Source organism: Agrobacterium sp. DE0009 (assembly GCF_007680755.1).
GTDB classification, from domain to species: Bacteria; Pseudomonadota; Alphaproteobacteria; order Rhizobiales; family Rhizobiaceae; genus Agrobacterium; species Agrobacterium tumefaciens_B.
In genome coordinates, this window is record NZ_VEIU01000001.1 from 1065992 (window position 1) to 1087821 (window position 21830).

Here is a 21830-nt window from a genome sequence, read left to right on the forward strand (position 1 = left end):
CCCTCAGTGGCAGGGGAAGGCGTTGGCATGGCGCGTGTCGTGCGCGGCATTGTGGACGGCTTCCACATGGGAAAAACCGACAAAACCGACGATGAACAGGCCAAGCACGATCGCGGTGAGCGATTGCGCGAAGCTCGCTGTTTTTGCAGACGCGGCGGCATTGGCCGTATTCTGATTGATGGACATGGTGACCCCTCTCCGGCGCGACCCCGCGCCTTTGGACGCGGCCGGGCGGCAGAAGCCGCAAGACCGCATGCGATATACTTCACCACGGGGATACGAGACTGACACAGGGCGGCATTGATCCCGCCACCCTGACATTCCGCTCTTCCGGACACCCCGCCGGCATGGATATTTCCGTAATGGCAGGTCTCCTGGCTTACGGGTCAAAACCTGAAACACCTTCCCGGCGCGCCCTCCTCTCAGGTGGCTTGCCAGTGGCATTTCGTTTCAGGCTCTCCGCTCACAGTTGCGGGGGCAGCCACGAATGAGGATGTCTCCCTATCGTGTTCCCTTTTCACCTTCCGGAATGCCCGGAAGGAACCATCACAAGGTTGTTATCCGCCGGGCGAGAGCGGGAGTCAATGGTGGGCCTGATTTCGAACTGCACGCCGTCGCCTCCACCTCCGTCACCCCGGACTAGATCAGGGGTCCAGCGCGATCAAGTCCTTGATCGCAAGAGACTCTTCTCACGGTGCAGACGCGCCGTGGCTGGATGCCGGATCTGGCCCGGCATGACGGCTGAGGATTACCGCGCCGGGATCGCCTTCAGATAGGCGGCAATCGCATCGCGATCTTCGGCGGTCAGATGCGCCATGTTCTGCTGGACCTTGACCATGGAGCCGCCGACGCTGTCGAATTCCGGGGTGAAGCCGGTTTCGAGATAGCTGGCAATATCGGCCTTTGTCCAACTGCCGATGCTCTGCGAACCGGGGGTAATGTCTGGAATGCGGCCCTCGCCTTCGGGATTGGGGCCGCCCGCCAGCCATTTGTCCGCCAGGAAGCCGCCAAGCGCATTGCGTGGCGTGTGGCATTCGCCGCAATGGCCGGGTCCTTCCACCAGATATTGGCCACGCAGCAGCTCGGCATTGGCGTTGGCAAGCTCGACGCGCGGCGGGGCGGCGGGGTCGAAATAAAGGAACTTCCAGCCGCCCAGCACGATGCGCATGTTGAAGGGGAACGGTAACTCGTGATCCGGCGCATCGTTCTGGCTGGCCGGCAGGGTTTTCAGGTAACCGAAGAGATCGTTGATGTCCTTCTGCGTCATGCGGGCATAGGACGCGTAGGGGAAGGACGGATAGAGATGCTCGCCATTCTTGCCGACGCCGCGCGTCATGGCATCGCCGAACTCCGCCAGCGTCCAGGCGCCGATGCCGTGCTGCGGATCGGAGGAGATATTTGGAACATGGAAGGTTCCGAAGGGACTTGGCAGCGCTTGTCCGCCCGAAAGCGTCAGTTGCGCCTCTCCCTTCGCATCGGATGCGGCGTGACAGCTGGCGCAGCCGCCGGCCCAGAACAGCGTTTCGCCGTTGGCGAGATCGGGGTCGCCCAGGCTAACCCAATGGCTCGGCGCCTGCCGTTCAGGCGCTGTAACCCAGGTAAATATGCCGTAGCCCGCAATCGCCGCAATCACGGCACCACCGACGAGTTTCGTCCAGATGGAGGACATGCCCCTCTCCCCAATCTCACCTGACCTGGCCAGGTGCCTTGCCTGCCGGAAAACGCCGCCTGTGAGCGGCGTTTCCAGATACGTCGCTTATTTCTTCAGACGGTAGGTCTGGTGGCAGGTGCCGCAATCGGCGCCGAGCGTCTTCATGGCCGTGGCAACGCCGGCCTGGTCGGTGGGCATATTGGCGAGAACCGCATCGGCGTCCGTTCCGAGCTTGACGGCCTTGGCCTTGAAATCATCGAAATTTTCCCAGATGGCGGGCGCTGCCGCGCTGCCGGTCTCGGTGCCGGCGGGAAACTGGTCAGGGAAAGCCTTGGCATTGGTGCTGATGGTTGTCACGGCAGTCTTGACGGTGTCCGCATCAAAGGGCTTCTCGCCCTTGGAGATCGCGGCAAGCGAACCCATGGCGCCACCGATCTGCTTCATCATGCCTTCGCGCTTTTCGACTTCGCCGGCAGCGTAGACCGCTCCGGCGCAAAGACAGCCGAACAGCATGGCCGCCGTGATGGTTTTCAGTTTCATACACTCTCTCCTTGATGCCGGCGAATGCCGGGCTTTGAACGCAACGCCGGGAGGATGCCCTGTCCCCATGGCGAAAAGAAGTCACATTGCGGTGAATTCTTCCAAGAAAACAGAAGTCTAGGCAGGATGACGACGCACATCACCCCGGGTCCTATGGCCTGACGCCGACGGCAGACTGAATGGGAATAACCGCCTGGAAGCAGGCGGCGCGGCCGATAAACGTCACCGAAGCCGGCGACGCAAACAGCCGATGCCCCGATCAGAGCGCCAAAACGCGGTCTTCCTCACGGCCAAATCCGCGAATCGCGATCCGGTCGGCAAACACATCGGCGATGGCAAAGGTATTGCGGTCGGGTGTATCGACCATGCCCTTGAAATTGACGAAATGGGTCTTGCCGAGCACGCCGTAATTGCCCTCGTGATTATGGCCGTTGAACCATGCGACGGCCGACGGGTGCGCACCGAGAATCTCGAGAATGCGTTGCGCATCCCACATATTGTGGGCGTTTTCCGGAAAAACCGGGTAGTGGCAGAAAAGGACGACCTTTTCGCCTGTAGCATCCGCCTTTTGCAGAACCGACCGAAGCCATTCGAACTGCGCGTCACCCAGCGAGGCATTCCAGTCCTGCGCATTGATTGCGCCTGCGTCCGTGAGACGCTTCAGCCGTTCTTCGGCAAGCACACGGCGTACATCACCTGGCGGGGGCGCAAAAAGGCTGACCTCATTACCATCGAGAACCACGAAGCGGACATTACCAATGGCGAAATCATGCCAGGGGGCAGACATGCCAAGGCGGGCATGGATAGCGCCGAGATGCTCGGGCGCGACCGAAAAATCGTGGTTGCCGGGTAGCATCACCGACGGGTGCCGAAGCCTGTCATAGACGCTGAGAATGACATCAAAACTCGCAAAGTCGCGATCGATGATATCGCCGAGCGTCACCACGAAGGCGAGGTCCTCGGCATTGAAGACATCGATGGCGGCGGCAAGTTTTGCAGGGCTCTCGCGATAATAGCGGCCCATATCGGGACGCGGATCGACATCGGCATATTGGGGATCGGCGACAATGCCGAAGGAGAAGAGAGGCGTGCTTTTTTCAGTCATGATGCGCCGCGATAAACCCGGCGGATGACAGGCTTGTGACAGTGCACGGTCGGCCAGAAAGCAGAACACCCGGCGCGATGGCCGGGTGCTCAGGAATTCCGTTGTTAAAGCCTTACTTGGCAGCGGCTTCGTAACGCTCCAGGACGTAGTCCCAGTTGATGAGGTTATCGACGAAGGCTTCGAGGTACTTCGGACGCAGGTTGCGGTAGTCGATGTAGTAGGAGTGTTCCCAGACGTCGACGCCGAGGATCGGCTCTGCACCGTGCACCAGCGGGTTTTCGCCGTTCGGGGTCTTGGAGATTTCGAGTTTGCCGTTCTTGACGGAGAGCCATGCCCAGCCGGAGCCGAACTGCGTGGTGCCGGCAGCGATGAAATCCGCCTTGAACTTGTCGTAACCGCCGAGATCGGATGCGATCGCCTGCTCGAGCTTGCCCGGAAGCTTGTTGCCGCCGCCGTCCTTCTTCATCCACTTCCAGAAATGGACGTGGTTGTAGTGCTGCGCGGCGTTGTTGAAGAGACCGGCATTGGTGCCAAAGGACTTCTTCACGACTTCTTCGAGCGACAGGTCGGAAAGACCGGCCTCGGCAGCCAGCTTGTTACCGTTGTCGACATAAGCCTTGTGGTGCTTGTCGTGGTGGAACTCGAGCGTCTCGCGCGACATGTAAGGTGCAAGCGCGTCGTAGTCGTAGGGGAGTTCGGGAAGTTCGAAGGCCATGGTTTTTACTCCTTTTTGCAGCGGGTTACCGCTCCTAGAAACCGTGTGAGCGGACCATAGGAGCGAAGCTCTGTTTGGGCAACCGGTGAATTATCAAAATGTTCCGCCAAAGGAGAAAATTCATCTCGCCACCGGCGCCACCACATTTGTTTCACAACCGCAGCGTACCGTTTTACACCCTATCGGTTCTGTTTTGCCGACAATGCAGGAAGGAAATTCCATGACCCGCCCTTTGATCCGCCCCCTTATCCTCGTTGCCACGCTCTGCGCACTCGCGCTTCCGGCCGCCGCCTCGTCTGACGATGCATGGAAAGAATTCGCAGCGCAGGTCCAGACGGCCTGCCTCGCTGGCGCCAAGGATATGATCGAGGATGCGAAGGCGGTGGTCGATCCCTTCGGCAGCGAAAACTACGGCCTCGCCATTCTCACCGGCAAGGCGAAGGGAGCGGATGCGACCGTCAGCCATATTTGCGTCTATGACAAGAAAACCAAGGCCGTGGAACTGGGCAGCGAACTTGCGGGCGATACGCTGAAGGTGGAGATTCCTGGCTCCACGAAACCCTGATTGCTTAGAAGCGCGGCGTCGTATCGCCTTCGCCCAGCGCACGTTGCATCAGCACCGTGTCCAGCCATTGGCCATGTTTCCAGCCAATGGATTTGAACGTGCCGACAAGCTCGAAACCGGCGGCGCGATGCACGCCGACCGATGCCGCATTGGCGCTGTCGCCGATGACGGCGATCATCTGCCGGAAGCCACGCGCGGTTGCCTCGCTGATCAGGGCGTCCAGCAGCTTCCGGCCAATACCCATGCCTTTCATCGAGGGGTCGATATAGACCGAGTCCTCGACTGTTGCGCCATAGGCCGGGCGGGCGCGGTAAGCGCCGGCATAGGCGTATCCAGCCACTTTGCCTTCCGCCTCGGCGATGAGATAGGGAAAATTGCCCTCGACCAGAAGACGGCGGCGCTCCGCCATTGTTTCCGCCGTTGGCGGATCGATCTCGAAACTGGCGCGGCCATGCAAGACTGCATCCCGGTAGATTTCAGTGATGGCTGGGATATCCGCCTCTTCACAGGGGCGGATCAGAAGGCTGGAAGTGGTGGGAGGGGTCATTCTCTTGTCCTGCGGATCATTTACGCCGGCATTGTGCATTGCGGCGCGGTCAAAATAAAGATTATCTGACTTATACAAACGATAAGGTTTTCTTTGATGATGGACCTCGATCTGCGGCAGCTGCGCAGTTTCATGGATGTGGCCGATCTCGGCAGCTTTTCCGCCGCCGCCGACAAGGCCGGGCTGACGCAGCCGGCCGTGAGCCTGCACATCAGGCTGCTCGAGAAACAGCTGGGCGTGCGGTTGATCGAAAGGGTCGGCAGACGCGCCCAGCCGACGGCTGCGGGCCGCGACTTCCTCATCCATGCAAGGCGGATTGCTGAGGAAGTGGCGCATGCCATCGACACCGTCGCGCCGCACCGGAGCGGCATCACCGGGCGCCTGCGCATCGGCACGGGCGCCACCGCCTGCATTTATCTGCTGCCGCCGGTGCTGGGCGATATCCGGCGTGCCATGCCGGGTATCGAGATCGTGGTGCAGACTGGCAATACCCACGATATCCTGCGGCTCCTGGAGGCCAATATGATCGACGCCGCCGTGGTGGCCCTGCCCGCGAGCGGTCGCAGCCTCGATATCAGCGAGATTCGTCTCGATGAGATGGTCGCGGTTTTCCCGCAAGGCTCCGTCTCTGATGCAACGGCGCTCAACGCCGAGACGCTTTCGGCGCGGCCGCTGCTGCTTTACGAGGGCGGCAATACGCGCCGGCTGGTGGATCAATGGTTTTCGGCAAGCGGCCGCACCGTGCAGCCCGCCATGGAACTGGGCAGCGTCGAAGCGATCAAAAAGCTCGCAGGTGCGGGCCTTGGCCTTGCCATCGTGCCGCGCATGGCGATGGAGCATGAAGAGGCGGCATCCGGGCTCGAATGGCGCTCGCTCGAACCGCCGCTTGAACGGCGGATCGCGCTGGCGATGCGCCGCGACAAACATATGACCGCGCCGCTGCGGGCGCTTGCCGCTGCGCTGCCCGATGTGCGGAAAGGATGAGGCCCGTGCCGGCTGCGAGGGCAGGCCTCGACTTGTTGACGAGAAGGCCCCGTACTCTCTCCTGCGTCATGCCGGACTTGATCCGGCATCCAGCCACGGCGCGTCTGCGCCGTGAAGAGAGTCTTTCGCGATCAGGGACTTGATCGCGCTGGACCCCGGATCCAGTCCGGGGGTGACGGAGCCCATAACCAAGCCTCCACCCACACATTCAGTCCCACGAGGTTCGTTCTCAAAACTCCGTCCAGTCATCCCCCTTCACGGCCAGCGCCGCGTTACCGCGCGAAGCGGAAACCGGGCGGGCCTTCGCAGCCGGGGAGGTTTGGGTGGCAGGCGCCTGCGCTGGCTTTGCTGCGCGCTGCATCTGTCGCGCCGTCTCCCGCAACACAGAGGCCTGCTGGCCGAGCTGGAACTGCGCCAAGAGTGCCTGGAGATTGGCGCACTCCTGCGCAAGGCCCGCACCGGCGGCGTTCATTTCCTCAACCATGGCGGCATTCTGCTGCGTGGCCTGATCCATATGGTTGACGGCGGTGTTGACCTCGGAAAGGCCCGCGGATTGTTCCTGCGCTGCGGTCGCGATGGCATCCATATGGCTGTTGACTGACAGCACCAGCTGCTCGATTTCGGAGAGGCCGACGCCGGTATCGGCGACCAGCTTCACCCCCTCGCCCACCGCAACAGCCGATGTATGGATGAGCTGTTTGATTTCCTTTGCCGCATTGGCGGATCGCTGGGCCAATTCGCGCACCTCTTGTGCAACGACCGCAAAGCCCTTGCCTGCATCGCCCGCCCGTGCCGCCTCCACCCCGGCATTCAGCGCCAGAAGGTTGGTCTGGAACGCAATTTCATCGATCACCCCGATGATCTGGCCGATCTGGCTCGAGGAATGCTCGATCCGTTCCATGGCCGCGACCGCGTCACGCACCACCCTGCCGGACAGATCGGCTCTTGCCCGGGCATCTCGCACGGTTTCGCGCGCCTCGTTGGCGCGTTTGGAGGTTGCGGAGACATTGGCGGTGATCTGCTCCAGCGCCGCGGCGGTTTCTTCGAGCGACGCAGCCTGCTGCTCGGTGCGACGGGAAAGATCGTCGGAAGCGGACGAGACCTCGTGTGCGCCGCCATTTACCGTCTGGACGGAGTGGCCGACGCTTGTGAGCGCATCCCGCAGCTGAACCACGGCGCTATTGAAATCATGCCGCAGCGCCTCGAATTGCGGGGCAAGAGGCGTTGTGATTTCCGCCAGCATGTCGCCGGACGCCAGGCGGCGCAGGCCTTCTGCCAGCAAGCGGATCGCCTGGTTGAGGCGCTCTTCGGCCTCGGCCTCTGCCCGTTGCTGTAACGCGACGCGGTCGCGGTCGCTCTGTTCCCGGTTGGCATCGGCCTGCATTTCCAGTTCGCGTTTACGCAGCGCGGCCTCGCGGAAGATTTCCACGGCACGCGCCATTTCGCCGATTTCGTCACCGCGACCTGCCCCCGACACGTCGATGGAGAGATTGCCGCTGGCAAGGCCCATCATCGTTTCACTCAGGCGAGAAATCGGACGGGTGACCCGCTTGGAGATCACGATCAGGCCGCCGATGCAGGCCAGAAATGTCGCCAAGAAGACCGCGAGATAAACGAGTGCATTCGTAAAGGCTTCGGCCTTTCTTGCCTGGGCATTGGCATCCAGAAGAGCAATGGCGTCGGACGCGACTTTCGCGACGACGTCGATATTCTCGGTGACGGTGGTGCGCCAAGTATCGACGGTGAAGGCCGGCGTGCGTCCGTTTGAGAGATCGTCGACGAAGCGGGCCCGGCGAGCGGCGAAATCGCCCTTGAAATAGGCATTTCGGCAGCCGCATAAGCGGTCTTGAGCGATGCCGGGGTCGATTCATGGGCGATGAGGTCGCCGGTGATTTTCCAGGCAAACAGCGCCGTGGCATCCAGGTTGCCGAGCTGCTGGATTTCCTGTGACGTGAGGGATCGTTGATCCGCGACGACAGTGTTCAGCATCACGGTGGCGCTGCCTGCAACCGCGCGGGCTGCCCAGGCATTGGCCCGCAGCTGGATAATGCCGGTCAGCGTCTCGTCGAGAGACCGGGTATGCCCTTCGAGGTCCGTCGATTCCTGCTCTTTCGCGGTGAGCAATTCCGTGCCGAGCGCGAGGACTGTCTTGTCAATGCCCTTCTCGCGACGATCGAGCGGCAGGGTCAGATTGGAATCGATCCTGGTCCGCAGATCGACAAACCGCTGATAGGCGGTTTTGACGCGCGCGACGCCTTCCTGCAACGCCGCATGATCGAGCGAAGCGGATTGCTCCAGAAAAGCATTGACCGCAACATCCACACGCTGGCGTGCGGCGCGGGCCGTCGTGATGCTGCCGGTCGCCCGCGAGAGATCAACCGCCAGCGCCGAGGCGCTGTGACCACGCTCGGCGCGAAACGCCAGCAAGGCGTCGAATAGTTGCTTGTCGAGCGATGCGAGCTCTGCGACTTCGGAATAGTCGTGAAACTTCTTGAACGAAGTCCACATTCCGTTTCCAACGAGCCCCGCCAGCGAAAGACTGATGACGAGAAATAAACCAATAAGAATATTACGTATGGTGAAAAACATGGACGGCTCCCATAGCCTTAAAATCAATGGGTAGACCTTGAAGCCGCTTTTATAAAATTGAATTTATACCCCCTCCTTTGTGGGGGCATTTTTCGCAGATGCGAACAAAAAGGCCGCGGACAAATCGCCGCGGCCTTTGTGTCTTGAAACAGCGCCCTATCAGGCGTCTGAGCCCTGACGTGCCCAGTCCATATAGAGGTCGAGCGCCTTGCGGGCCACGGGTCCCGCCTGCAACTCGCGATCATCGAGCTTCACGACGGGGGACACCTTGGAATAGTTGCCCGAGCAGAAAATCTCGTCCGCCTCACGAAAATCCTCAACCGAAAGCGTTGCTTCGCGAACCTCGAACCCGGCCTGGCGCAGAAGGCCCATCACACGCGAACGGGTGATGCCCGCAAGGAAGGTGCGGTTCGGCACGGGAGTGAATACGATCCCGTCCTTGACCATGAAGACATTGGCCGAAGCGGATTCGGCGACGTTGCCGTTCATGTCGCGCATCAGCGCATTGTCGAACCCGCGCGAGCGCGCTTCGATGATGGCGCGCCCGCTGTTCGGGTAGAGGCTTCCGGCCTTGGCGTCCGTCATTGCCGTTTCGGGCGACGGACGGCGCAACGGCGACACGGTGAGCGTCAGCGGCTGGCCGGCATCCATCGGCGCCTCGAACAGGCAGAGCGCAAACCGGGTGGAGTTGGCATCCGGCGCCACGACGCTGCCCGGCATGCCATGTTCGGCCCAGTACATCGGCTTGATGTAGATCGCCATCTTGCCGTCGAATTTCTTGACGCCCTCGAGCGCCAGCGTCTCGATCTCCTCGGCCGTCATGGTCGGCCTCATGCCCATGTTGGTGGCGGAGCGATTGACGCGCTGGCAGTGCAGATCAAGATCGGGTGCGACGCCATCGAACCAGCGTGCGCCGTCAAATACCGTGGAGGCCAGCCACATGGCATGCGAAGTCGGCCCGATGAGCGGCGGATTGCCAGGCAGCCATTGACCGTCAACATAGGTCCATGTGGTTGATCGGGGTGCGGTATCGACGCTCATTGCGGTCTCCTGTGTCAGGCGTTTCCGGCTTGCGAAAACGCTCGGTCATTTTAGGTCTGGTGCATATCGGCGGGCAAACGCTGCGCGCGCTCGGCCCCGACACGGGCTTTAAAATCGGCCGGAGTGAATGCCTCTGACCCTGGCAGGTCAAGGTTTAATTGCCGGGATTTTTGATTTTGATGGAAAATAACAAATCAATGAACCTGTGCGCATGTTTTATAAGGTGAAACAAAAGGTTGATGAATGAATTCATCACAATAATTCATCGATCCGATGATGGCGGGGCCATGGCGCCCGTGCCATGCTGCGGATCTGACGGCAATCGGCAGGAGTAAAACATGGTATGGTCCGCGCAACAATATCTCAAATTCGAAAACGAGCGGACGCGACCCGCGCGCGATCTCCTCGCCCAGGTGCCTCTGGAGCGGGTGTTGAACGGTTATGATCTCGGCTGCGGCCCCGGCAATTCCACCGAGCTTCTGACAGAGCGTTACGGCGTCAATGTCATCACCGGCATCGATAGCGATGACGACATGCTGGCAAAGGCGGTTGACCGGCTGCCGACCACCCGTTTCGGCAAGGCCGATCTTGCGCTTTGGAAGCCCGCGCAGAAAGCGGATTTGCTTTACGCCAACGCCGTTTTCCAATGGATACCGGACCATCTCGCCGTCCTGTCGCAACTGATGGACCATCTGGAGAGCGGCGGTGTTCTCGCCGTGCAGATGCCGGACAATCTGCAGGAGCCGACCCATATCGCAATGCATGAGACGGGTGACGAAGGGCCGTGGAAGGACAAATTTTCGGACGGTCGGCTGCGTCGCAAGCCGCTTCCCGCGCCTACGGCCTATTTCGATGCGCTTTCGCCAAAAGCTGCGCGGGTTGATGTCTGGCACACGATCTACAACCACCCCATGACAGATGCGGACAGCATCGTTGAGTGGGTGAAGGGCACGGGGCTGCGCCCCTATCTTGACGCAGCCGGTGAGGAAAACCGCGACGCTTTCCTCGCCGACTATAAAAGACGCATCACCGCAGCCTATCCGGCGATGGCGGATGGGCGGCTGCTCCTGCGCTTTCCGAGACTGTTTATCGTTGCAGTGAAAAAGTAACGTCAGCCCGCGAAAGCATAGACCCGCAGACGATGATGATCGGGGTCAGCGGCGGTAAATGTGTAGCCGAAATCCATGGTCGATGGCGGCTGCAGAATGTCGATGCCCCTCGCCTTCCAGGCGGCGAAAATCTCGTCAACTCTAGTCTCATTTTCGACCCGGAACGCGATCTCACCGCCGCCGCCGGTCATCGACGCCTTCGGCTCGACAGTGTGACGCGACCAGAGGCCGAGTTTCATGCCGGTTTCAAGTATGAAGAGGGCAAATGTCGGCGAGGCTTCGACAGGGTCGACGCCCAGGAGGTCCTTGTAGAATCCCGTGCTGGCGGGCGGATTGTCGACATAGAGGATGGTGAAGTCGGGATGGGTCATGGCTATTCTCCTGTGTTGCGGATGAACGGTTTCTAGACCCAGCTCCTGTCAGTTTTTGTCAGCATGCTCACGCCGGCGCTGTTTTTCCCGCTCGCGCCATTCCTTCAGCAATGCCTGACGACGGCGCGGGTAACGGCTGTCGAGAGGGCGGAAGTCTTCGATGCGGTCGGCCCGGAAACTGCGGTAGTCCTGCCGTGTCTCGCACCAGCCCAGCACCACCCGCACCAGATCGAAAAAGGCGAGTGCGAAGGGCCAGACAACGCGCTCCGTCAGCTCGCCCTTTTCGTCGCGGTAAGTCATGACGACCTTGGTTTCCTTGCGGATCACCTCGCGGATGACGGCGAGGTCGATGTGGAGCGCGGCGACGCCCTGACCGGGGCCAATCAACAGCGTGGAATGATCCAGTTCCTCGCGCAGCGCATCCGGCAAAACGGCGCCGATCTTGACCAGCGCCGCCCGGGCAGCCTCCGCCAGCCGCGCATCGGCGCGACCCGCCACCCAGCGGGAGCCGAGCACCAGCGCTTCGATCTCCTGCTGGGAAAACATCAGCGGCGGCAACAGGAAACCCGGACGCAACACGTAACCCACCCCGGCTTCGCCCTCGATATCGGCCCCCTGCGCCTGCAACGTCGCGATGTCACGGTACAGCGTGCGCAGGCTGACGCCGGTCCGGGCGGCAAGAAAGGTGCCGCTGACCGGCATGCGGTGAGACCGCAGGATCTGCAAGAGATCAAGGAGCCGCTGTGAGCGTGACACGTGATGTTTCTCCGTTGGGTCTGCCGGGTCCGCTGACGGCATTCCAGCGCCAGACTGGTAACGCCGGACAGGGCTACCCGCAATGGATGCCATGAGCCGCGAATGCAAAACCTTGAAACCGATGGCACTGACACCAGTTAGTAACGGAACGCCCCACCGCCGGCTTTCCTGCCGGTCCATCAAGTCAATGACAGGAGAGACATTCCATGTATCACGTCAACGCGAATGGTGCTGATATTCCCGCACTTGGTTTCGGCACCTTCCGCATTCCGGAAGACGATGTCAGGCGCATTCTGCCGGAAGCGCTGAAGCTTGGTTTCCGCCATGTCGATACGGCCCAGATCTACAAGAACGAAGGCGCTGTCGGAGAGGTCATCGCCCAGTCCGGCATTTCCCGGCATGATATATTCCTGACCACCAAGGTCTGGGTGGACCGCTATCGCCACGATGATTTTCTCGCTTCCGTCGATGAAAGCCTTGCGAAACTGAAGACCGACTATGTCGACCTTTTGCTGCTGCACTGGCCAAAAAGCGATGTGCCGCTTGCCGAACGCATGGGCGCGCTGAACGCGGTGCGCAAGGCCGGCAAGGCGCGCAATATCGGCATTTCCAACTTCAACGTGGCACTGACCGAAGAGGCGGTGAAACTGTCCGACACGCCGCTTGCCACCAACCAGATCGAATATCACCCCTATCTAGACCAGACGAAGGTGATCGCGGCCGCACGCAAACACGGAATGTCGGTGACGGCCTATTATCTGATGGCCGATGGCAAGGTGCCGAACGATCCTGTTCTCAAGGACATTGGCGCGAAGCACGGCAAGACCGCCGCGCAGGTGGCCCTGCGCTGGGCGGTGCAGCAGCCGGATATCGTGGCGCTTTCCAAGACGGCGACCGAAAGCCGCCTGAAGGAGAACTTCGACATCTTCGATTTTGCGCTGACGGAAGAGGAAATGCAGGCGATCCACGCGCTTGCCAAGCCGGATGGCCGCATCGTCAATCCGGGCCATCTCGCGCCCGACTGGGACGACTGAGGCAACGGGGCTATAGGGTCCCGTCTTATCGCTCGGTCAGGGCCAGCTTCGCCCCCAGCGCCACGAAAGCGGCGGCGAAGCTGCGCCTCAGCCAGGCGAGGACCGAAGGACGTGACACCACCTGCCGCCGGATCGAGGCGGCAAAGCAGCCGTAAAGCGTAAAGACAAGAAGCGTCAGGGCCATGAAGACCAGCCCGAGTTCGGTCATGCGCCACGTCGGCACAATCTCATCCGGCGCGATAAACTGCGGCAGGAAAGCGAAAAAGAAGATCGACAGTTTCGCGTTCAGCAGATTGATGAGGATCGCCTCACCGATGACGCGGGCGGCTTTTTGCGGCTGCCTCGTCTCATCGATCTTCAGCGCGCCATTCTCCCGCAGCGTATTCCACGCCATGTAGAGCAGATAGGCGACCCCCAGATATTTGACCACGCTAAAGGCCAGCGCACTGGTGTGCAGGATGGCGGCAAGGCCGGTGATGGCGGCGAGCAGATGCGGCACGATGCCGAGCGTGCAGCCTAGGGCCGCAACCACGCTCGCCTTTGCCCCCTGCGAAAGGCCGGCCGCCAACGTGTAGACCACGCCGGTTCCGGGAGAGGCGGCGACGATGAAGGATGTGATGAGGAATTCAGGTGTCATGGTGCGGGTTTGTCCTCTTGGGTGGAGGACGGGAGCATGATGGTGCGCGGGGTGGGTGTCTTGGATGAAATTGCAGCGCCACATCCGCACACCGTTACCCGAGCCGGGGTCCAGCGTGGTCAGGTCCCCGACCACGAAAGACTCCTTTCACGCCGCAGACGTGCGATGGCTGGATGCCGGATCTCGTCCGGCATGACGGAAGAGAGCAAAGATCAACCAGCCGCCGCCGCCCGGTAGACCGCCGGCGTCACCCCGAACTGGCGCACGAAAACGCGGTTCAGATGGCTTTGGTCGGCAAAACCGGCGACGAAGGCCGCCTCGGCGGGCGGGGTGCCCTTGGCCAGCGCATGTCGCGCCAGATGCACGCGGCGCTGGAGAAGATAGCTGTGCGGCGTCAGCCCCGTCGCCCTGGCGAAAGCGCGCAGGAAGCGGAACTGGCTCATGCCGGCTTCCTCAGCCAGATCGGCAAGGCGGAACGGTCGGGAAGGCTCGTCATCGATGCGGTTTTTAGCACGCCTGATGATCGCAGGCATGGCCAAGACAGGTGGATTGGCAGCCTTCTCCATGGCATCCCCCAGCAGCATCAGCAGCGTCTCCTCGGAAAGAAGGGTTTCGCCCGGCCGCTCATTTGCCGTCACGGCTGAAAAGACAGCGTTGAAGCGCTGGGCCAGAGGTCTCGACTCCACGGGATGGACGAATTCGAAGGTGCCGCTGTCCTTCCCGCTGAGATCGGCAATGGCACGTTGAACGATATCGATGTCGAGATAAAGCATCCGCCAGGCGCGGCCGCCCTCCCCGAGCGGAATACCGTCGTGCACCTCGCCCGGGTTGACGGTGATGACCTGCCCGGCGCCCGCTTCCACCACGCCGCGGCCGGAGAGGGATTTCTGTGCGCCGCGATGGATGAGACCGATACCAAATTGATCATGCATATGGCGCGGAAAGGAACGGTCACTATCCGCCACCACGGCGGCAACGCCGGGCAGTATCGTTTTCGGCATCAGGAACCGGCCTTGGGCCATGAAAGCGCACGCTCCGCGGGAAGGAGCGCGACGCTATCACAGGATGCTGCCATACGACAGTTGGTACCGTTTACGGATGCATGTGGTTGATCATGGCGAAGACCTGATCGAAATTGCCGTTCCGCGCGGCAAACCGCAGCGGCTTGCAGCGTTCCACCACCACTTCCTTCTCATCCGGGCGATTTTCGAGGATATCCATGACCTCGGAAATGAAGGCGTGGAGCGGCATTGCTCTTTCATCATTGGCCTGCCCCTCACCCATCAACGTCGTCTGCACGTAAGGCGGCACGATTTCGATGACCTCCACTGACGTCTCCTTCAACTGCTCGCGCAGCGCGACCGAATAGGCATGGATGGCGGATTTGGTGGCGCTGTAGGTGGGGGTCAACACCATGGGCACAAAGGCCAGACCTGAGGAGACCGTCAGCACCGTTGCAGCAGGCTGTTTAAGGAAATGCGGCAAAAGCGCCGCTGTCAGGCGGATGGGTGCGAGGAGATTGGTGGCGACGGTTTCTTCGGCCGTCTCCAGATAATCAGGTGCTGCGGCGATGTCTTCCGGCCGCATGATGCCGGCATTGTTGATGACGGCATTCAGGGTCGGATGGGCCTTTACCAGAGCTTCGGCAAACGCGCGGACGCCTGCGGCGTCCGTCGCGTCCATCACCATCGAGGTCATGCCGGGATTGGCGGCCGTCACCTCGTCGAGCGCGGCCTTGCGACGGCCGGAAATGATGACCCTGTTGCCGGCCTTGTGAAAGGCTTCCGCGAGCGCCCGGCCGATGCCGGAGCCGCCGCCGGTGATGAGAATGGTATTGCCAGAGATTTTCATGGGAACATCCTTTGCTTGTTGGGTGAAAGGAAGTTAGCTATGATACTCTCCAATCGAAAGTAGGCACCCGAAAGATTTATACTTACCGAAAGGAGAGTGTCTGATGAAGCGGCATGCAGCAGATGCGGCTATCGAAAGCAAACGCAAGTCCCCGCCACCCACCGATACCGATCCGGTCATCGAGGCGCTGGTTCAGGATATTATTGCCAAGGTGGCGGACAAATGGACGATGCTCATTCTCGAAGTGCTGGAGGAGCATGGTACGCTACGCTTTACGCAGATCGGCAAACTGGTTGGCAATATCAGCCAGAAGATGCTGACGAAAACGCTAAGACAAATGGAAAGCGACGGGCTGGTGCGCCGCACCGTTCACCCGGTCATTCCGCCGCATGTGGATTATGCTTTGACGACCCTCGGCCGCACGCTGGGCAGCGCCTTCTGCGGCGTCTGGATATGGGCGGAAACGCACCATGCCGAAATAGAAGAGGCGCGGCGACGGTTCAACGAACAGCCGCCGCGCCCCGCGATAGAATAAGTTCGGCTCAGGCGAACTGGCTGAGGCCCGGAACCGAGGCGATCACCTGGTCGACGGTTTCGTCGCCGGCGTGCTGGCGGGCAACGGCGATCGTTTCCTTCGCGAGCGTGGAAATCTCGCTCATGCCGAGGCCCTGGCTCATCAGCTGCTGGCCCAGCCCCATGATGCCGCCACCGCCGATGGCGCTCATCAGGCCGCCAAGCAGACCGCCGCCACCACCAGCGCCTTCGCCATTATACTGGGCGACCAGCTCGCTGGCGCCGGGAATGGCTTCGATCATTCGGGCGATTGGACCATCTGCGGCCTCGCGTTGGAGAAAACCGAGAATCATGCCAACAGCCTTTTCAGCCAGTTCAGGGTCGATCCCCGCCTTTGCGGCGATCTGATCCACGACTTCGTTCATTCTTGCCTCCTGTTGAAAAACGACGCCAACCTCTGCGAACTGACGTTAACGTCAACGTAAAACAATCTCATGCGGCATTCAAGCGGCCATGAGCGGTGCGGCATTTCATCAAGCGCTTTTTCTTCATCGCCATCAAGCAGTTGTTGCGCCCTGAAACTGTCCTTATAAGATCGTCACAACCTGACTATGAAAAGGCTGCTCCCTGCCGGAGTGCCCCTATCATGCCGTAGGATCTTTAATTCGGACATGACTTTTGCAAAATCCGCTGCGATTTTGCAGGCCGTGTTTCAGCCGCAGGAGGAAATGGTCGATGTTGCAGGACGGACAGCTCTATATCGGCACCAGCCGCAATCCGGATGACAGCCTGAACAAGGGCGAATATCTGGAACTGAAATTCGGCAACCGCCACGGCCTCATCACCGGCGCGACGGGCACGGGCAAGACCGTGACGCTGCAGGTTCTGGCGGAAGGCTTCTCCAAGGCCGGCGTTCCGGTCTTCTGCGCCGATATCAAGGGTGACCTTTCCGGCATCGCGGCGGAAGGCGAAGCGAAAGACTGGGTGCAGAAGCGCGCCGAGCAGATCGGTTTCACCGACTTTTCCTACGGCAAGTCGCCCGTCATCTTCTGGGATCTCTATGGCGAAAAAGGCCATCGCGTGCGCGCCACCATCGCCGAAATGGGGCCGCTGCTGCTCGCCCGGCTGATGGACGCCTCGGAAGCGCAGGAAGGCGTGCTCAACATCGCCTTCAAGATCGCCGATCAGGGCGGGCTGCCGCTGCTCGATCTCAAAGACCTGCAATCGCTGCTGAACTATATGGGCGAAAACGCAACCGAGCTTTCCAACCAGTTCGGTCTGATTTCCAAGGCTTCGGTCGGCTCGCTGCAGCGCGGGCTGCTGGTTCTCGAACAGCAGGGGGCGGCCAATTTCTTCGGCGAACCGGCGCTGAAAATCGCCGACATCATGCGTGTGGGCGCGGACGGGCGCGGCACGGTTTCGGTTCTCGCCGCTGACAAGCTGATGATGAACCCGCGCCTTTACGCGACCTTCCTGCTCTGGATGCTCTCGGAACTGTTCGAGGAACTGCCTGAAGTGGGCGATCCGGAAAAGCCACGTCTGGTGTTCTTCTTCGACGAGGCGCATTTGCTGTTCAACGATGCGCCGCGCGTGCTGGTGGAACGCGTGGAACAAGTCGTTCGTCTTATTCGCTCCAAGGGCGTTGGCGTCTTTTTCGTCACGCAGAACCCGCTCGACGTGCCGGAAACCGTGCTTGCCCAGCTCGGCAACCGCGTGCAGCACGCGCTGCGCGCCTATACGCCGCGCGAACAGAAGGCCGTGCGCACGGCGGCGGATACTTTCCGCCAGAACCCCGCCTTCAACACGGCAGATACCATCACCACGCTCGGCACGGGTGAGGCGCTGATTTCCACCCTGCATGACAAGGGTGCGCCCTCCATTGTCGAGCGCACGCTGGTGCGGCCCCCTTCCGGCCGCGTCGGACCGCTCACGGATGCGGAGCGCAAATCGCTGATCGATCTCAGCCCCGTTTCCGGCCAGTATGACAAGGATATTGATCGGGAATCGGCCTTCGAAATTCTTGCCGCCCGCGCGCAGAAGGCGGCGGAGGCCGAGGCTGCCAAGCGCGCGGAAGAGGAAAATGCCAAAAACCAGTCCGACACCGCCTCCGGCCGCTGGCGCCTGCCCGGCTTTGGCGATGACGAACCCGCGCAAAATTCCAACGGCTCCCGCAATGGCGGCACGCGCCGCTCCGGCTACCAGCGCGAGACGGTGATCGAAGCCGCGATGAAAAGTGCAGCCCGTTCGGTCGCCACCTCTGTCGGGCGTGCGATCGTGCGCGGGATTCTGGGAAGTCTGAAGCGGTGAACGAATACGCCGCCCGCTCTTGATGAGACGGGCGGCGCCAATTTCGGTGCGGTCACTTCTCGCGATAGAAGATCATGCCGCCGTGGTAGAGGACACCATCGACAAATTCACCGTCTGCGGTAAAGCCGGTGTCGTCCCAATAGTCGATGTGGTTGCCCTTCACCTCATATCGCCCCTGATAGGCGCTCTTGCGTTTGCCGCGCGCTTCGTCATAGCGGCCATTGGGCAGAAGTTCCTGACGAATGTGGCCATCACCGGTGACCCACATGCCGAGATAAGGGTGGTTCTGGGCCTGCGTGATTTCAGTCATGTTTCCATCCGTGGTGTTTTCTGTCCTGCGCGTCTCCCCTTCGGCAGAAGCCGTTGCAAGCAGAAGCGCTACTGATGTTGAAACGATGTTCATTGTCTCTGCACTCCCGTTGCGGCATTGGCGCGGCGTTCCTCGAACAGTTCCGCAAGCGTGCGTGATGCGGCGATGGCCTTAGGGAAACCGGCGGGAACGGTGATGAGATAGATCATCTCCTTCAGTTCCTCGTCGGTTGCGCCCACATTCAGCGCATAACCGGCATGGACCTTCATCAGATCACGCTCACCAAGGGCCGCCATGACCGCGACGGCGGCCAGCTGGCGGGTGCGGTTGTCCAAGCCCGGCCGTGACCAGACCTCTCCCAAGGCGTAACCCTCCGTTGCTTCCGCCAGGAACGGAAACTCCTGCCGCATACGCTCCAGATTGGCTTGCGGCTGGCCATTGTTGAGGCTGCGGACGACCTCATCCCCGCGTTTCAACCGGTCATCCATATGCTGCGTATTTGCGAGTGCGGCGGCAGATCCCGCGAACACGGCAATCGCAAGCGCGGTCGGAAAAATGGCTTTCATGTCAACCTCCTCAGGCAGCGGTGGGGCGGACGACGATTTCGTTGACGTCCACATCGTCAGGCTGTTCGATGGCGTAGCGTACCGCGCGGCCGATGGCGTCCGGTTTCAGGGCGATGGCCCGGTAGCTCTGCATCAGTTCGGCGGCGGCCGGGTCGGTGATGGTATGGGCGAGTTCGCTTTCCACCACACCGGGGTGGATGCAGGTGACGCGCAGGTCGCGGTTTTCCTGGCGCAGCCCGTCCGAAATCGCCCGCACGGCAAATTTCGTCGCGCAATAGACGGCCGCCGTTGGTGAAACCGCAAGCGCACCGATCGAGGCGATGTTGATGATATGGCCTGAGGCACGCGCGGTCATCTCGGGCAGGACGGCCGCGACGCCATAGAGCACGCCCTTGATGTTGACGTCGATCATGCGGTCCCATTCATCGACCTTGAGCGACGACATCAGCGACAGCGGCATGACGCCGGCATTGTTGACGATGACATCGATCTCGCCAAACGCCTTGCGGCCCGCCTCTGCAAAGGCATCGACGCTCTGCCTATCGGTGACGTCAAGCGGATGGACGACGACGTCGGCCCCCGTGCGGCGCAGTTCCTCCGCCAATCTCTCCAAGCGATCCAGCCGGCGCGCGCCGAGCACCAGTTTTGCGCCGGCGGCGGCCAGCTCTCGCGCAATGCCTTCACCGATCCCGCTCGATGCACCCGTGATGAGAACAACTTTGTTCAATGTCATGGCTTTCTCCTTGCTGTTACGGTCGGCTTTTTCGAAATCGACCGTTGCAGGGAAGATAGCGCTCAGGCATTGTCGCGATAACCGCCTTAATAGTTACGTCAATGGATAGAATTTCTAACCAATGAACATTGATCTCAACGCTGTTTCGACGTTTTGCCTTGTTGCCGAGGAACGGAATTTTCGCGCTGTCGCGGACAGGCTCGGCGTCACCCGCTCCGCTGTCAGCCAGACCATCCGCAAGCTTGAGGAGACGATGGGAATTGCGCTCGTCCAACGGACCACCCGCAGCGTGAGCCTGACGGAAGCGGGACAGCAGCTTTATGCTGATGTCTCGCCGTCGATAGGCGCGATCTCGCAGGCGGCGCAGGCGGCCTCGTCGCTCGGCGGCACGGTGCGCGGTCAGCTTCGGCTGGCGGTCTCGTCCATTGCAGAACGTTTCTTATCCGGGCCTCTGCTCGCAAGCTTTGCCGAGGCCCATCCCGAAGTGCAACTCGACATCGTCGTGACGGACGACGAATTCGATATCGTCGCCGAGCATTATGATGCCGGCGTGCGTCTGGGAGAGCTTATCGAACAGGATATGATCGCCGTTCCGGTGTCGGTTCCGCAGCGTCAGCTTGCCGTCTGTTCTCCTGAATATCAGAACCGTTTCGCCCTACCGACGCAGCCGCGCGAGTTGATCGAGCACAGGTGTATCGGCTGGCGGCCTCGTCCGGGTGTTGCGCCATACAGATGGGAATTCGCCGAAAACGGGCGCGAATTTGCGGTGGCGGTGGAGCCTGCTTTCACCACCAACGACATGCAGTTGATGATAAAGCTCGCCTGTGCCGGTGCAGGCATTACCTTTGGCATGGAAGAGACATTCCGGCCCTACCTGGAGCGCGGAGAGCTGGTCTCCATGCTGGAAGACTATTCCCCCAGCTTCGCGGGGTTCTATCTCTATTACCCCAGCCGTCGCAATCTAGCGCCGAAGCTGCGCGCCTTTATCGATCACGTTCGCCTGTCGAGAGAGCGGTGATCTGCCGGACGTTGCCCCGGCAGATCGTCAGCGACAGGCCTATTTTTTCTGCGACACCAGCGAGAAATAGGCGCCCTGCGGATCAACGCAATTGACGATCCAGCTGTTACCGGGAACTTCCATCGGGCCGTTGACGACCTGTCCGCCGCCGGTGCTGACGCGGGTGATGGCGTCATCGATGCCATCCACATTGAAGTAATAACCCCAATGGCAGACGGGAACCTGCGGCATGCGTTTCATGATGCCGCCAACGGCTTTGCCGTTATTTGCGAAGATGCGGTAAGGGCCCATCTGGCCCATGTCGAAATCATGGTCCTTCGTCCAGCCGAAGACATCGCCATAGAAGGCCATGGCCTCATCGACATTGTCGGTGAAAAGCTCATACCAGCCGACATGACCCTGTTTCGCCTGCGTATCCTCAGGGAAACCGCCGGTCTCCATCGGCTGCGGCGTCATGATGCAGAGTACCGCGCCATAGGGATCGGCCACCACGGCAAAGCGGCCGATTTCCGGGATATCCTGCGGCGGGCGTCGGATCGCGCCGCCCTTCTCGGCGAAAAGCTCCGCCGTGGCGTCCACATCGTCGACATCGACATAGGCCGTCCAGTTTGGCGGAATGCCCTGGCTCTTATGTTCATCGGTCAGCTCCATGACGCCGCCCATGCCTTTGCCATCGGCCTCCAGCACCAGATAGGGCATTTCCGGCGAGCCGAAATCCTTGGTCTGCCAGCCGACGACATGACCGTAAAAGCGGGCAGCTTCTGCCATGTCGGGTGTCATCAACTCGACCCAGATGAATTTTCCATGCGTATCGGACATTATCGTCTCCTATGGACGGTTTGGCGGGTGTTTCGGCAAGCGCCCGCCGCCGGGCGCGGCGGCACGCCT

The 21830-nt window shown here is 60.9% G+C and carries 24 protein-coding genes, 1 pseudogene and 1 riboswitch; of the genes and pseudogenes, 7 read left to right on the plus strand and 18 right to left on the minus strand.

Going from position 1 to position 21830, the window contains the following annotated elements:
- Positions 1-3 precede the first annotated feature (3 nt).
- The 5 genes from FS804_RS05450 to FS804_RS05470 all read right to left on the minus strand — a co-directional run bounded on the left by FS804_RS05450 (position 4) and on the right by FS804_RS05470 (position 4011).
- Positions 4-186 carry a CbtB-domain containing protein gene (locus FS804_RS05450; protein WP_063950877.1) on the minus strand — a complete coding sequence of 61 codons (183 nt, stop codon included), beginning with the start codon at positions 184-186 and terminating at the stop codon, positions 4-6.
- Positions 187-346: 160 nt separating this feature from the next.
- A riboswitch (cobalamin riboswitch) is annotated at positions 347-563 on the minus strand.
- A 185-nt stretch (positions 564-748) separates the two neighbouring features.
- On the minus strand, positions 749-1669 hold the full coding sequence (locus FS804_RS05455) for a cytochrome c (RefSeq protein WP_144575377.1): 921 nt from the start codon (positions 1667-1669) through the stop codon (positions 749-751).
- Between the two features lie 87 nt (positions 1670-1756).
- Positions 1757-2191, minus strand: a complete 435-nt coding sequence (locus FS804_RS05460) for a cytochrome c (RefSeq protein WP_063950875.1) — start codon at positions 2189-2191, stop codon at positions 1757-1759.
- A gap of 259 nt (positions 2192-2450) precedes the next feature.
- Entirely contained in the window at positions 2451-3296 is an 846-nt protein-coding gene (locus FS804_RS05465) for a metallophosphoesterase (protein ID WP_144575380.1), read from the minus strand.
- Positions 3297-3408: 112 nt separating this feature from the next.
- Positions 3409-4011, minus strand: coding sequence for a superoxide dismutase (locus tag FS804_RS05470; RefSeq protein ID WP_003494380.1), 603 nt, complete (start codon positions 4009-4011; stop codon positions 3409-3411).
- A 220-nt stretch (positions 4012-4231) separates the two neighbouring features.
- Between FS804_RS05470 and FS804_RS05475 the strand changes: the two genes are divergently transcribed.
- The gene (locus tag FS804_RS05475; protein WP_186376662.1) at positions 4232-4576 is read left to right on the plus strand and encodes a hypothetical protein; all 345 of its coding nucleotides are present in this window, start codon (positions 4232-4234) and stop codon (positions 4574-4576) included.
- Between the two features lie 4 nt (positions 4577-4580).
- On the opposite strand, the gene FS804_RS05480 is transcribed toward FS804_RS05475, so the two are convergent.
- Positions 4581-5123, minus strand: a complete 543-nt coding sequence (locus FS804_RS05480) for a GNAT family N-acetyltransferase (protein ID WP_063951098.1) — start codon at positions 5121-5123, stop codon at positions 4581-4583.
- Between the two features lie 96 nt (positions 5124-5219).
- Between FS804_RS05480 and FS804_RS05485 the strand changes: the two genes are divergently transcribed.
- The gene (locus FS804_RS05485) at positions 5220-6107 is read left to right on the plus strand and encodes a LysR family transcriptional regulator (protein WP_144575385.1); all 888 of its coding nucleotides are present in this window, start codon (positions 5220-5222) and stop codon (positions 6105-6107) included.
- Between the two features lie 229 nt (positions 6108-6336).
- On the opposite strand, the pseudogene FS804_RS05490 reads toward FS804_RS05485, so the two are convergent.
- Both FS804_RS05490 and FS804_RS05495 read right to left on the minus strand, forming a co-directional pair.
- Positions 6337-8696: pseudogene (locus tag FS804_RS05490) on the minus strand (methyl-accepting chemotaxis protein).
- 159 nt (positions 8697-8855) lie between these two features.
- A complete protein-coding gene (locus tag FS804_RS05495) occupies positions 8856-9737 on the minus strand; it encodes a branched-chain amino acid aminotransferase (RefSeq protein WP_144575403.1) in 882 nt (293 codons plus the stop codon).
- Between the two features lie 338 nt (positions 9738-10075).
- Between FS804_RS05495 and tam the strand changes: the two genes are divergently transcribed.
- On the plus strand, positions 10076-10846 hold the full coding sequence (tam, locus tag FS804_RS05500) for a trans-aconitate 2-methyltransferase (protein WP_063950871.1): 771 nt from the start codon (positions 10076-10078) through the stop codon (positions 10844-10846).
- Between the two features lie 2 nt (positions 10847-10848).
- Here the strand turns inward: tam and FS804_RS05505 are convergent, their stop codons facing one another.
- On the minus strand, positions 10849-11217 hold the full coding sequence (locus FS804_RS05505; RefSeq protein ID WP_063950870.1) for a VOC family protein: 369 nt from the start codon (positions 11215-11217) through the stop codon (positions 10849-10851).
- Between the two features lie 48 nt (positions 11218-11265).
- The gene (locus FS804_RS05510; RefSeq protein ID WP_144575406.1) at positions 11266-11973 is read right to left on the minus strand and encodes a YafY family protein; all 708 of its coding nucleotides are present in this window, start codon (positions 11971-11973) and stop codon (positions 11266-11268) included.
- A 206-nt stretch (positions 11974-12179) separates the two neighbouring features.
- On the opposite strand from FS804_RS05510, the gene FS804_RS05515 reads away from it, so the two are divergent.
- On the plus strand, positions 12180-13007 hold the full coding sequence (locus FS804_RS05515; RefSeq protein ID WP_144575409.1) for an aldo/keto reductase: 828 nt from the start codon (positions 12180-12182) through the stop codon (positions 13005-13007).
- A 25-nt stretch (positions 13008-13032) separates the two neighbouring features.
- On the opposite strand, the gene FS804_RS05520 is transcribed toward FS804_RS05515, so the two are convergent.
- The 3 genes from FS804_RS05520 to FS804_RS05530 all read right to left on the minus strand — a co-directional run bounded on the left by FS804_RS05520 (position 13033) and on the right by FS804_RS05530 (position 15495).
- Positions 13033-13644 (minus strand): LysE family translocator, encoded by a 612-nt coding sequence (locus FS804_RS05520; protein ID WP_144575412.1) that lies wholly within the window; start codon positions 13642-13644, stop codon positions 13033-13035.
- 212 nt (positions 13645-13856) lie between these two features.
- Positions 13857-14666 (minus strand): AraC family transcriptional regulator, encoded by an 810-nt coding sequence (locus FS804_RS05525; protein WP_144575415.1) that lies wholly within the window; start codon positions 14664-14666, stop codon positions 13857-13859.
- 70 nt (positions 14667-14736) lie between these two features.
- Complete coding sequence (locus FS804_RS05530) at positions 14737-15495, minus strand: SDR family oxidoreductase (protein WP_144575418.1); 759 nt, start codon at positions 15493-15495, stop codon at positions 14737-14739.
- A 103-nt stretch (positions 15496-15598) separates the two neighbouring features.
- On the opposite strand from FS804_RS05530, the gene FS804_RS05535 reads away from it, so the two are divergent.
- Complete coding sequence (locus FS804_RS05535) at positions 15599-16030, plus strand: helix-turn-helix domain-containing protein (protein WP_144575421.1); 432 nt, start codon at positions 15599-15601, stop codon at positions 16028-16030.
- 7 nt (positions 16031-16037) lie between these two features.
- Here FS804_RS05535 and FS804_RS05540 read toward each other — a convergent pair whose 3' ends face one another.
- The gene (locus FS804_RS05540) at positions 16038-16433 is read right to left on the minus strand and encodes a hypothetical protein (protein ID WP_063950863.1); all 396 of its coding nucleotides are present in this window, start codon (positions 16431-16433) and stop codon (positions 16038-16040) included.
- A gap of 310 nt (positions 16434-16743) precedes the next feature.
- Here FS804_RS05540 and FS804_RS05545 point away from each other — a divergent pair, with 310 nt between their 5' ends.
- On the plus strand, positions 16744-18315 hold the full coding sequence (locus FS804_RS05545) for a helicase HerA-like C-terminal domain-containing protein (RefSeq protein WP_144575424.1): 1572 nt from the start codon (positions 16744-16746) through the stop codon (positions 18313-18315).
- Positions 18316-18367: 52 nt separating this feature from the next.
- Here the strand turns inward: FS804_RS05545 and FS804_RS05550 are convergent, their stop codons facing one another.
- From FS804_RS05550 to FS804_RS05560, 3 genes are read right to left on the minus strand one after another with little or no spacing between them, the layout of a single operon-like run.
- The gene (locus FS804_RS05550; RefSeq protein ID WP_144575427.1) at positions 18368-18718 is read right to left on the minus strand and encodes an Atu4866 domain-containing protein; all 351 of its coding nucleotides are present in this window, start codon (positions 18716-18718) and stop codon (positions 18368-18370) included.
- Positions 18715-19191 carry a carboxymuconolactone decarboxylase family protein gene (locus tag FS804_RS05555; protein WP_186376663.1) on the minus strand — a complete coding sequence of 159 codons (477 nt, stop codon included), beginning with the start codon at positions 19189-19191 and terminating at the stop codon, positions 18715-18717. Before FS804_RS05555 ends, FS804_RS05550 begins: the two co-directional genes overlap by 4 nt.
- A gap of 10 nt (positions 19192-19201) precedes the next feature.
- On the minus strand, positions 19202-19924 hold the full coding sequence (locus tag FS804_RS05560) for an SDR family oxidoreductase (protein WP_144575433.1): 723 nt from the start codon (positions 19922-19924) through the stop codon (positions 19202-19204).
- Positions 19925-20045: 121 nt separating this feature from the next.
- Here FS804_RS05560 and FS804_RS05565 point away from each other — a divergent pair, with 121 nt between their 5' ends.
- The gene (locus FS804_RS05565) at positions 20046-20942 is read left to right on the plus strand and encodes a LysR family transcriptional regulator (RefSeq protein ID WP_144575436.1); all 897 of its coding nucleotides are present in this window, start codon (positions 20046-20048) and stop codon (positions 20940-20942) included.
- 39 nt (positions 20943-20981) lie between these two features.
- Here the strand turns inward: FS804_RS05565 and FS804_RS05570 are convergent, their stop codons facing one another.
- On the minus strand, positions 20982-21761 hold the full coding sequence (locus FS804_RS05570; RefSeq protein WP_144575439.1) for a VOC family protein: 780 nt from the start codon (positions 21759-21761) through the stop codon (positions 20982-20984).
- Positions 21762-21830 lie beyond the last annotated feature (69 nt).

Excerpts from the sequence above, each read along its gene's own strand:
- FS804_RS05465 (WP_144575380.1), bottom strand. The coding sequence starts at position 3,296 with ATGACTGAAAAAAGCACGCCTCTCTTCTCCTTCGGCATTGTCGCCGAT.
- FS804_RS05475 (WP_186376662.1), top strand. The coding sequence starts at position 4,232 with ATGACCCGCCCTTTGATCCGCCCCCTTATCCTCGTTGCCACGCTCTGC.
- FS804_RS05565 (WP_144575436.1), top strand. The coding sequence starts at position 20,046 with ATGAACATTGATCTCAACGCTGTTTCGACGTTTTGCCTTGTTGCCGAG.
- FS804_RS05450 (WP_063950877.1), bottom strand. The coding sequence starts at position 186 with ATGTCCATCAATCAGAATACGGCCAATGCCGCCGCGTCTGCAAAAACA.
- FS804_RS05460 (WP_063950875.1), bottom strand. The coding sequence starts at position 2,191 with ATGAAACTGAAAACCATCACGGCGGCCATGCTGTTCGGCTGTCTTTGC.
- FS804_RS05535 (WP_144575421.1), top strand. The coding sequence starts at position 15,599 with ATGAAGCGGCATGCAGCAGATGCGGCTATCGAAAGCAAACGCAAGTCC.
- FS804_RS05540 (WP_063950863.1), bottom strand. The coding sequence starts at position 16,433 with ATGAACGAAGTCGTGGATCAGATCGCCGCAAAGGCGGGGATCGACCCT.
- FS804_RS05555 (WP_186376663.1), bottom strand. The coding sequence starts at position 19,191 with ATGAAAGCCATTTTTCCGACCGCGCTTGCGATTGCCGTGTTCGCGGGA.
- FS804_RS05455 (WP_144575377.1), bottom strand. The coding sequence starts at position 1,669 with ATGTCCTCCATCTGGACGAAACTCGTCGGTGGTGCCGTGATTGCGGCG.
- FS804_RS05495 (WP_144575403.1), bottom strand. The coding sequence starts at position 9,737 with ATGAGCGTCGATACCGCACCCCGATCAACCACATGGACCTATGTTGAC.
- FS804_RS05560 (WP_144575433.1), bottom strand. The coding sequence starts at position 19,924 with ATGACATTGAACAAAGTTGTTCTCATCACGGGTGCATCGAGCGGGATC.
- tam (WP_063950871.1), top strand. The coding sequence starts at position 10,076 with ATGGTATGGTCCGCGCAACAATATCTCAAATTCGAAAACGAGCGGACG.
- FS804_RS05520 (WP_144575412.1), bottom strand. The coding sequence starts at position 13,644 with ATGACACCTGAATTCCTCATCACATCCTTCATCGTCGCCGCCTCTCCC.
- FS804_RS05505 (WP_063950870.1), bottom strand. The coding sequence starts at position 11,217 with ATGACCCATCCCGACTTCACCATCCTCTATGTCGACAATCCGCCCGCC.
- FS804_RS05515 (WP_144575409.1), top strand. The coding sequence starts at position 12,180 with ATGTATCACGTCAACGCGAATGGTGCTGATATTCCCGCACTTGGTTTC.
- FS804_RS05550 (WP_144575427.1), bottom strand. The coding sequence starts at position 18,718 with ATGAACATCGTTTCAACATCAGTAGCGCTTCTGCTTGCAACGGCTTCT.
- FS804_RS05530 (WP_144575418.1), bottom strand. The coding sequence starts at position 15,495 with ATGAAAATCTCTGGCAATACCATTCTCATCACCGGCGGCGGCTCCGGC.
- FS804_RS05470 (WP_003494380.1), bottom strand. The coding sequence starts at position 4,011 with ATGGCCTTCGAACTTCCCGAACTCCCCTACGACTACGACGCGCTTGCA.
- FS804_RS05570 (WP_144575439.1), bottom strand. The coding sequence starts at position 21,761 with ATGTCCGATACGCATGGAAAATTCATCTGGGTCGAGTTGATGACACCC.
- FS804_RS05525 (WP_144575415.1), bottom strand. The coding sequence starts at position 14,666 with ATGGCCCAAGGCCGGTTCCTGATGCCGAAAACGATACTGCCCGGCGTT.
- FS804_RS05545 (WP_144575424.1), top strand. The coding sequence starts at position 16,744 with ATGTTGCAGGACGGACAGCTCTATATCGGCACCAGCCGCAATCCGGAT.
- FS804_RS05480 (WP_063951098.1), bottom strand. The coding sequence starts at position 5,123 with ATGACCCCTCCCACCACTTCCAGCCTTCTGATCCGCCCCTGTGAAGAG.
- FS804_RS05485 (WP_144575385.1), top strand. The coding sequence starts at position 5,220 with ATGATGGACCTCGATCTGCGGCAGCTGCGCAGTTTCATGGATGTGGCC.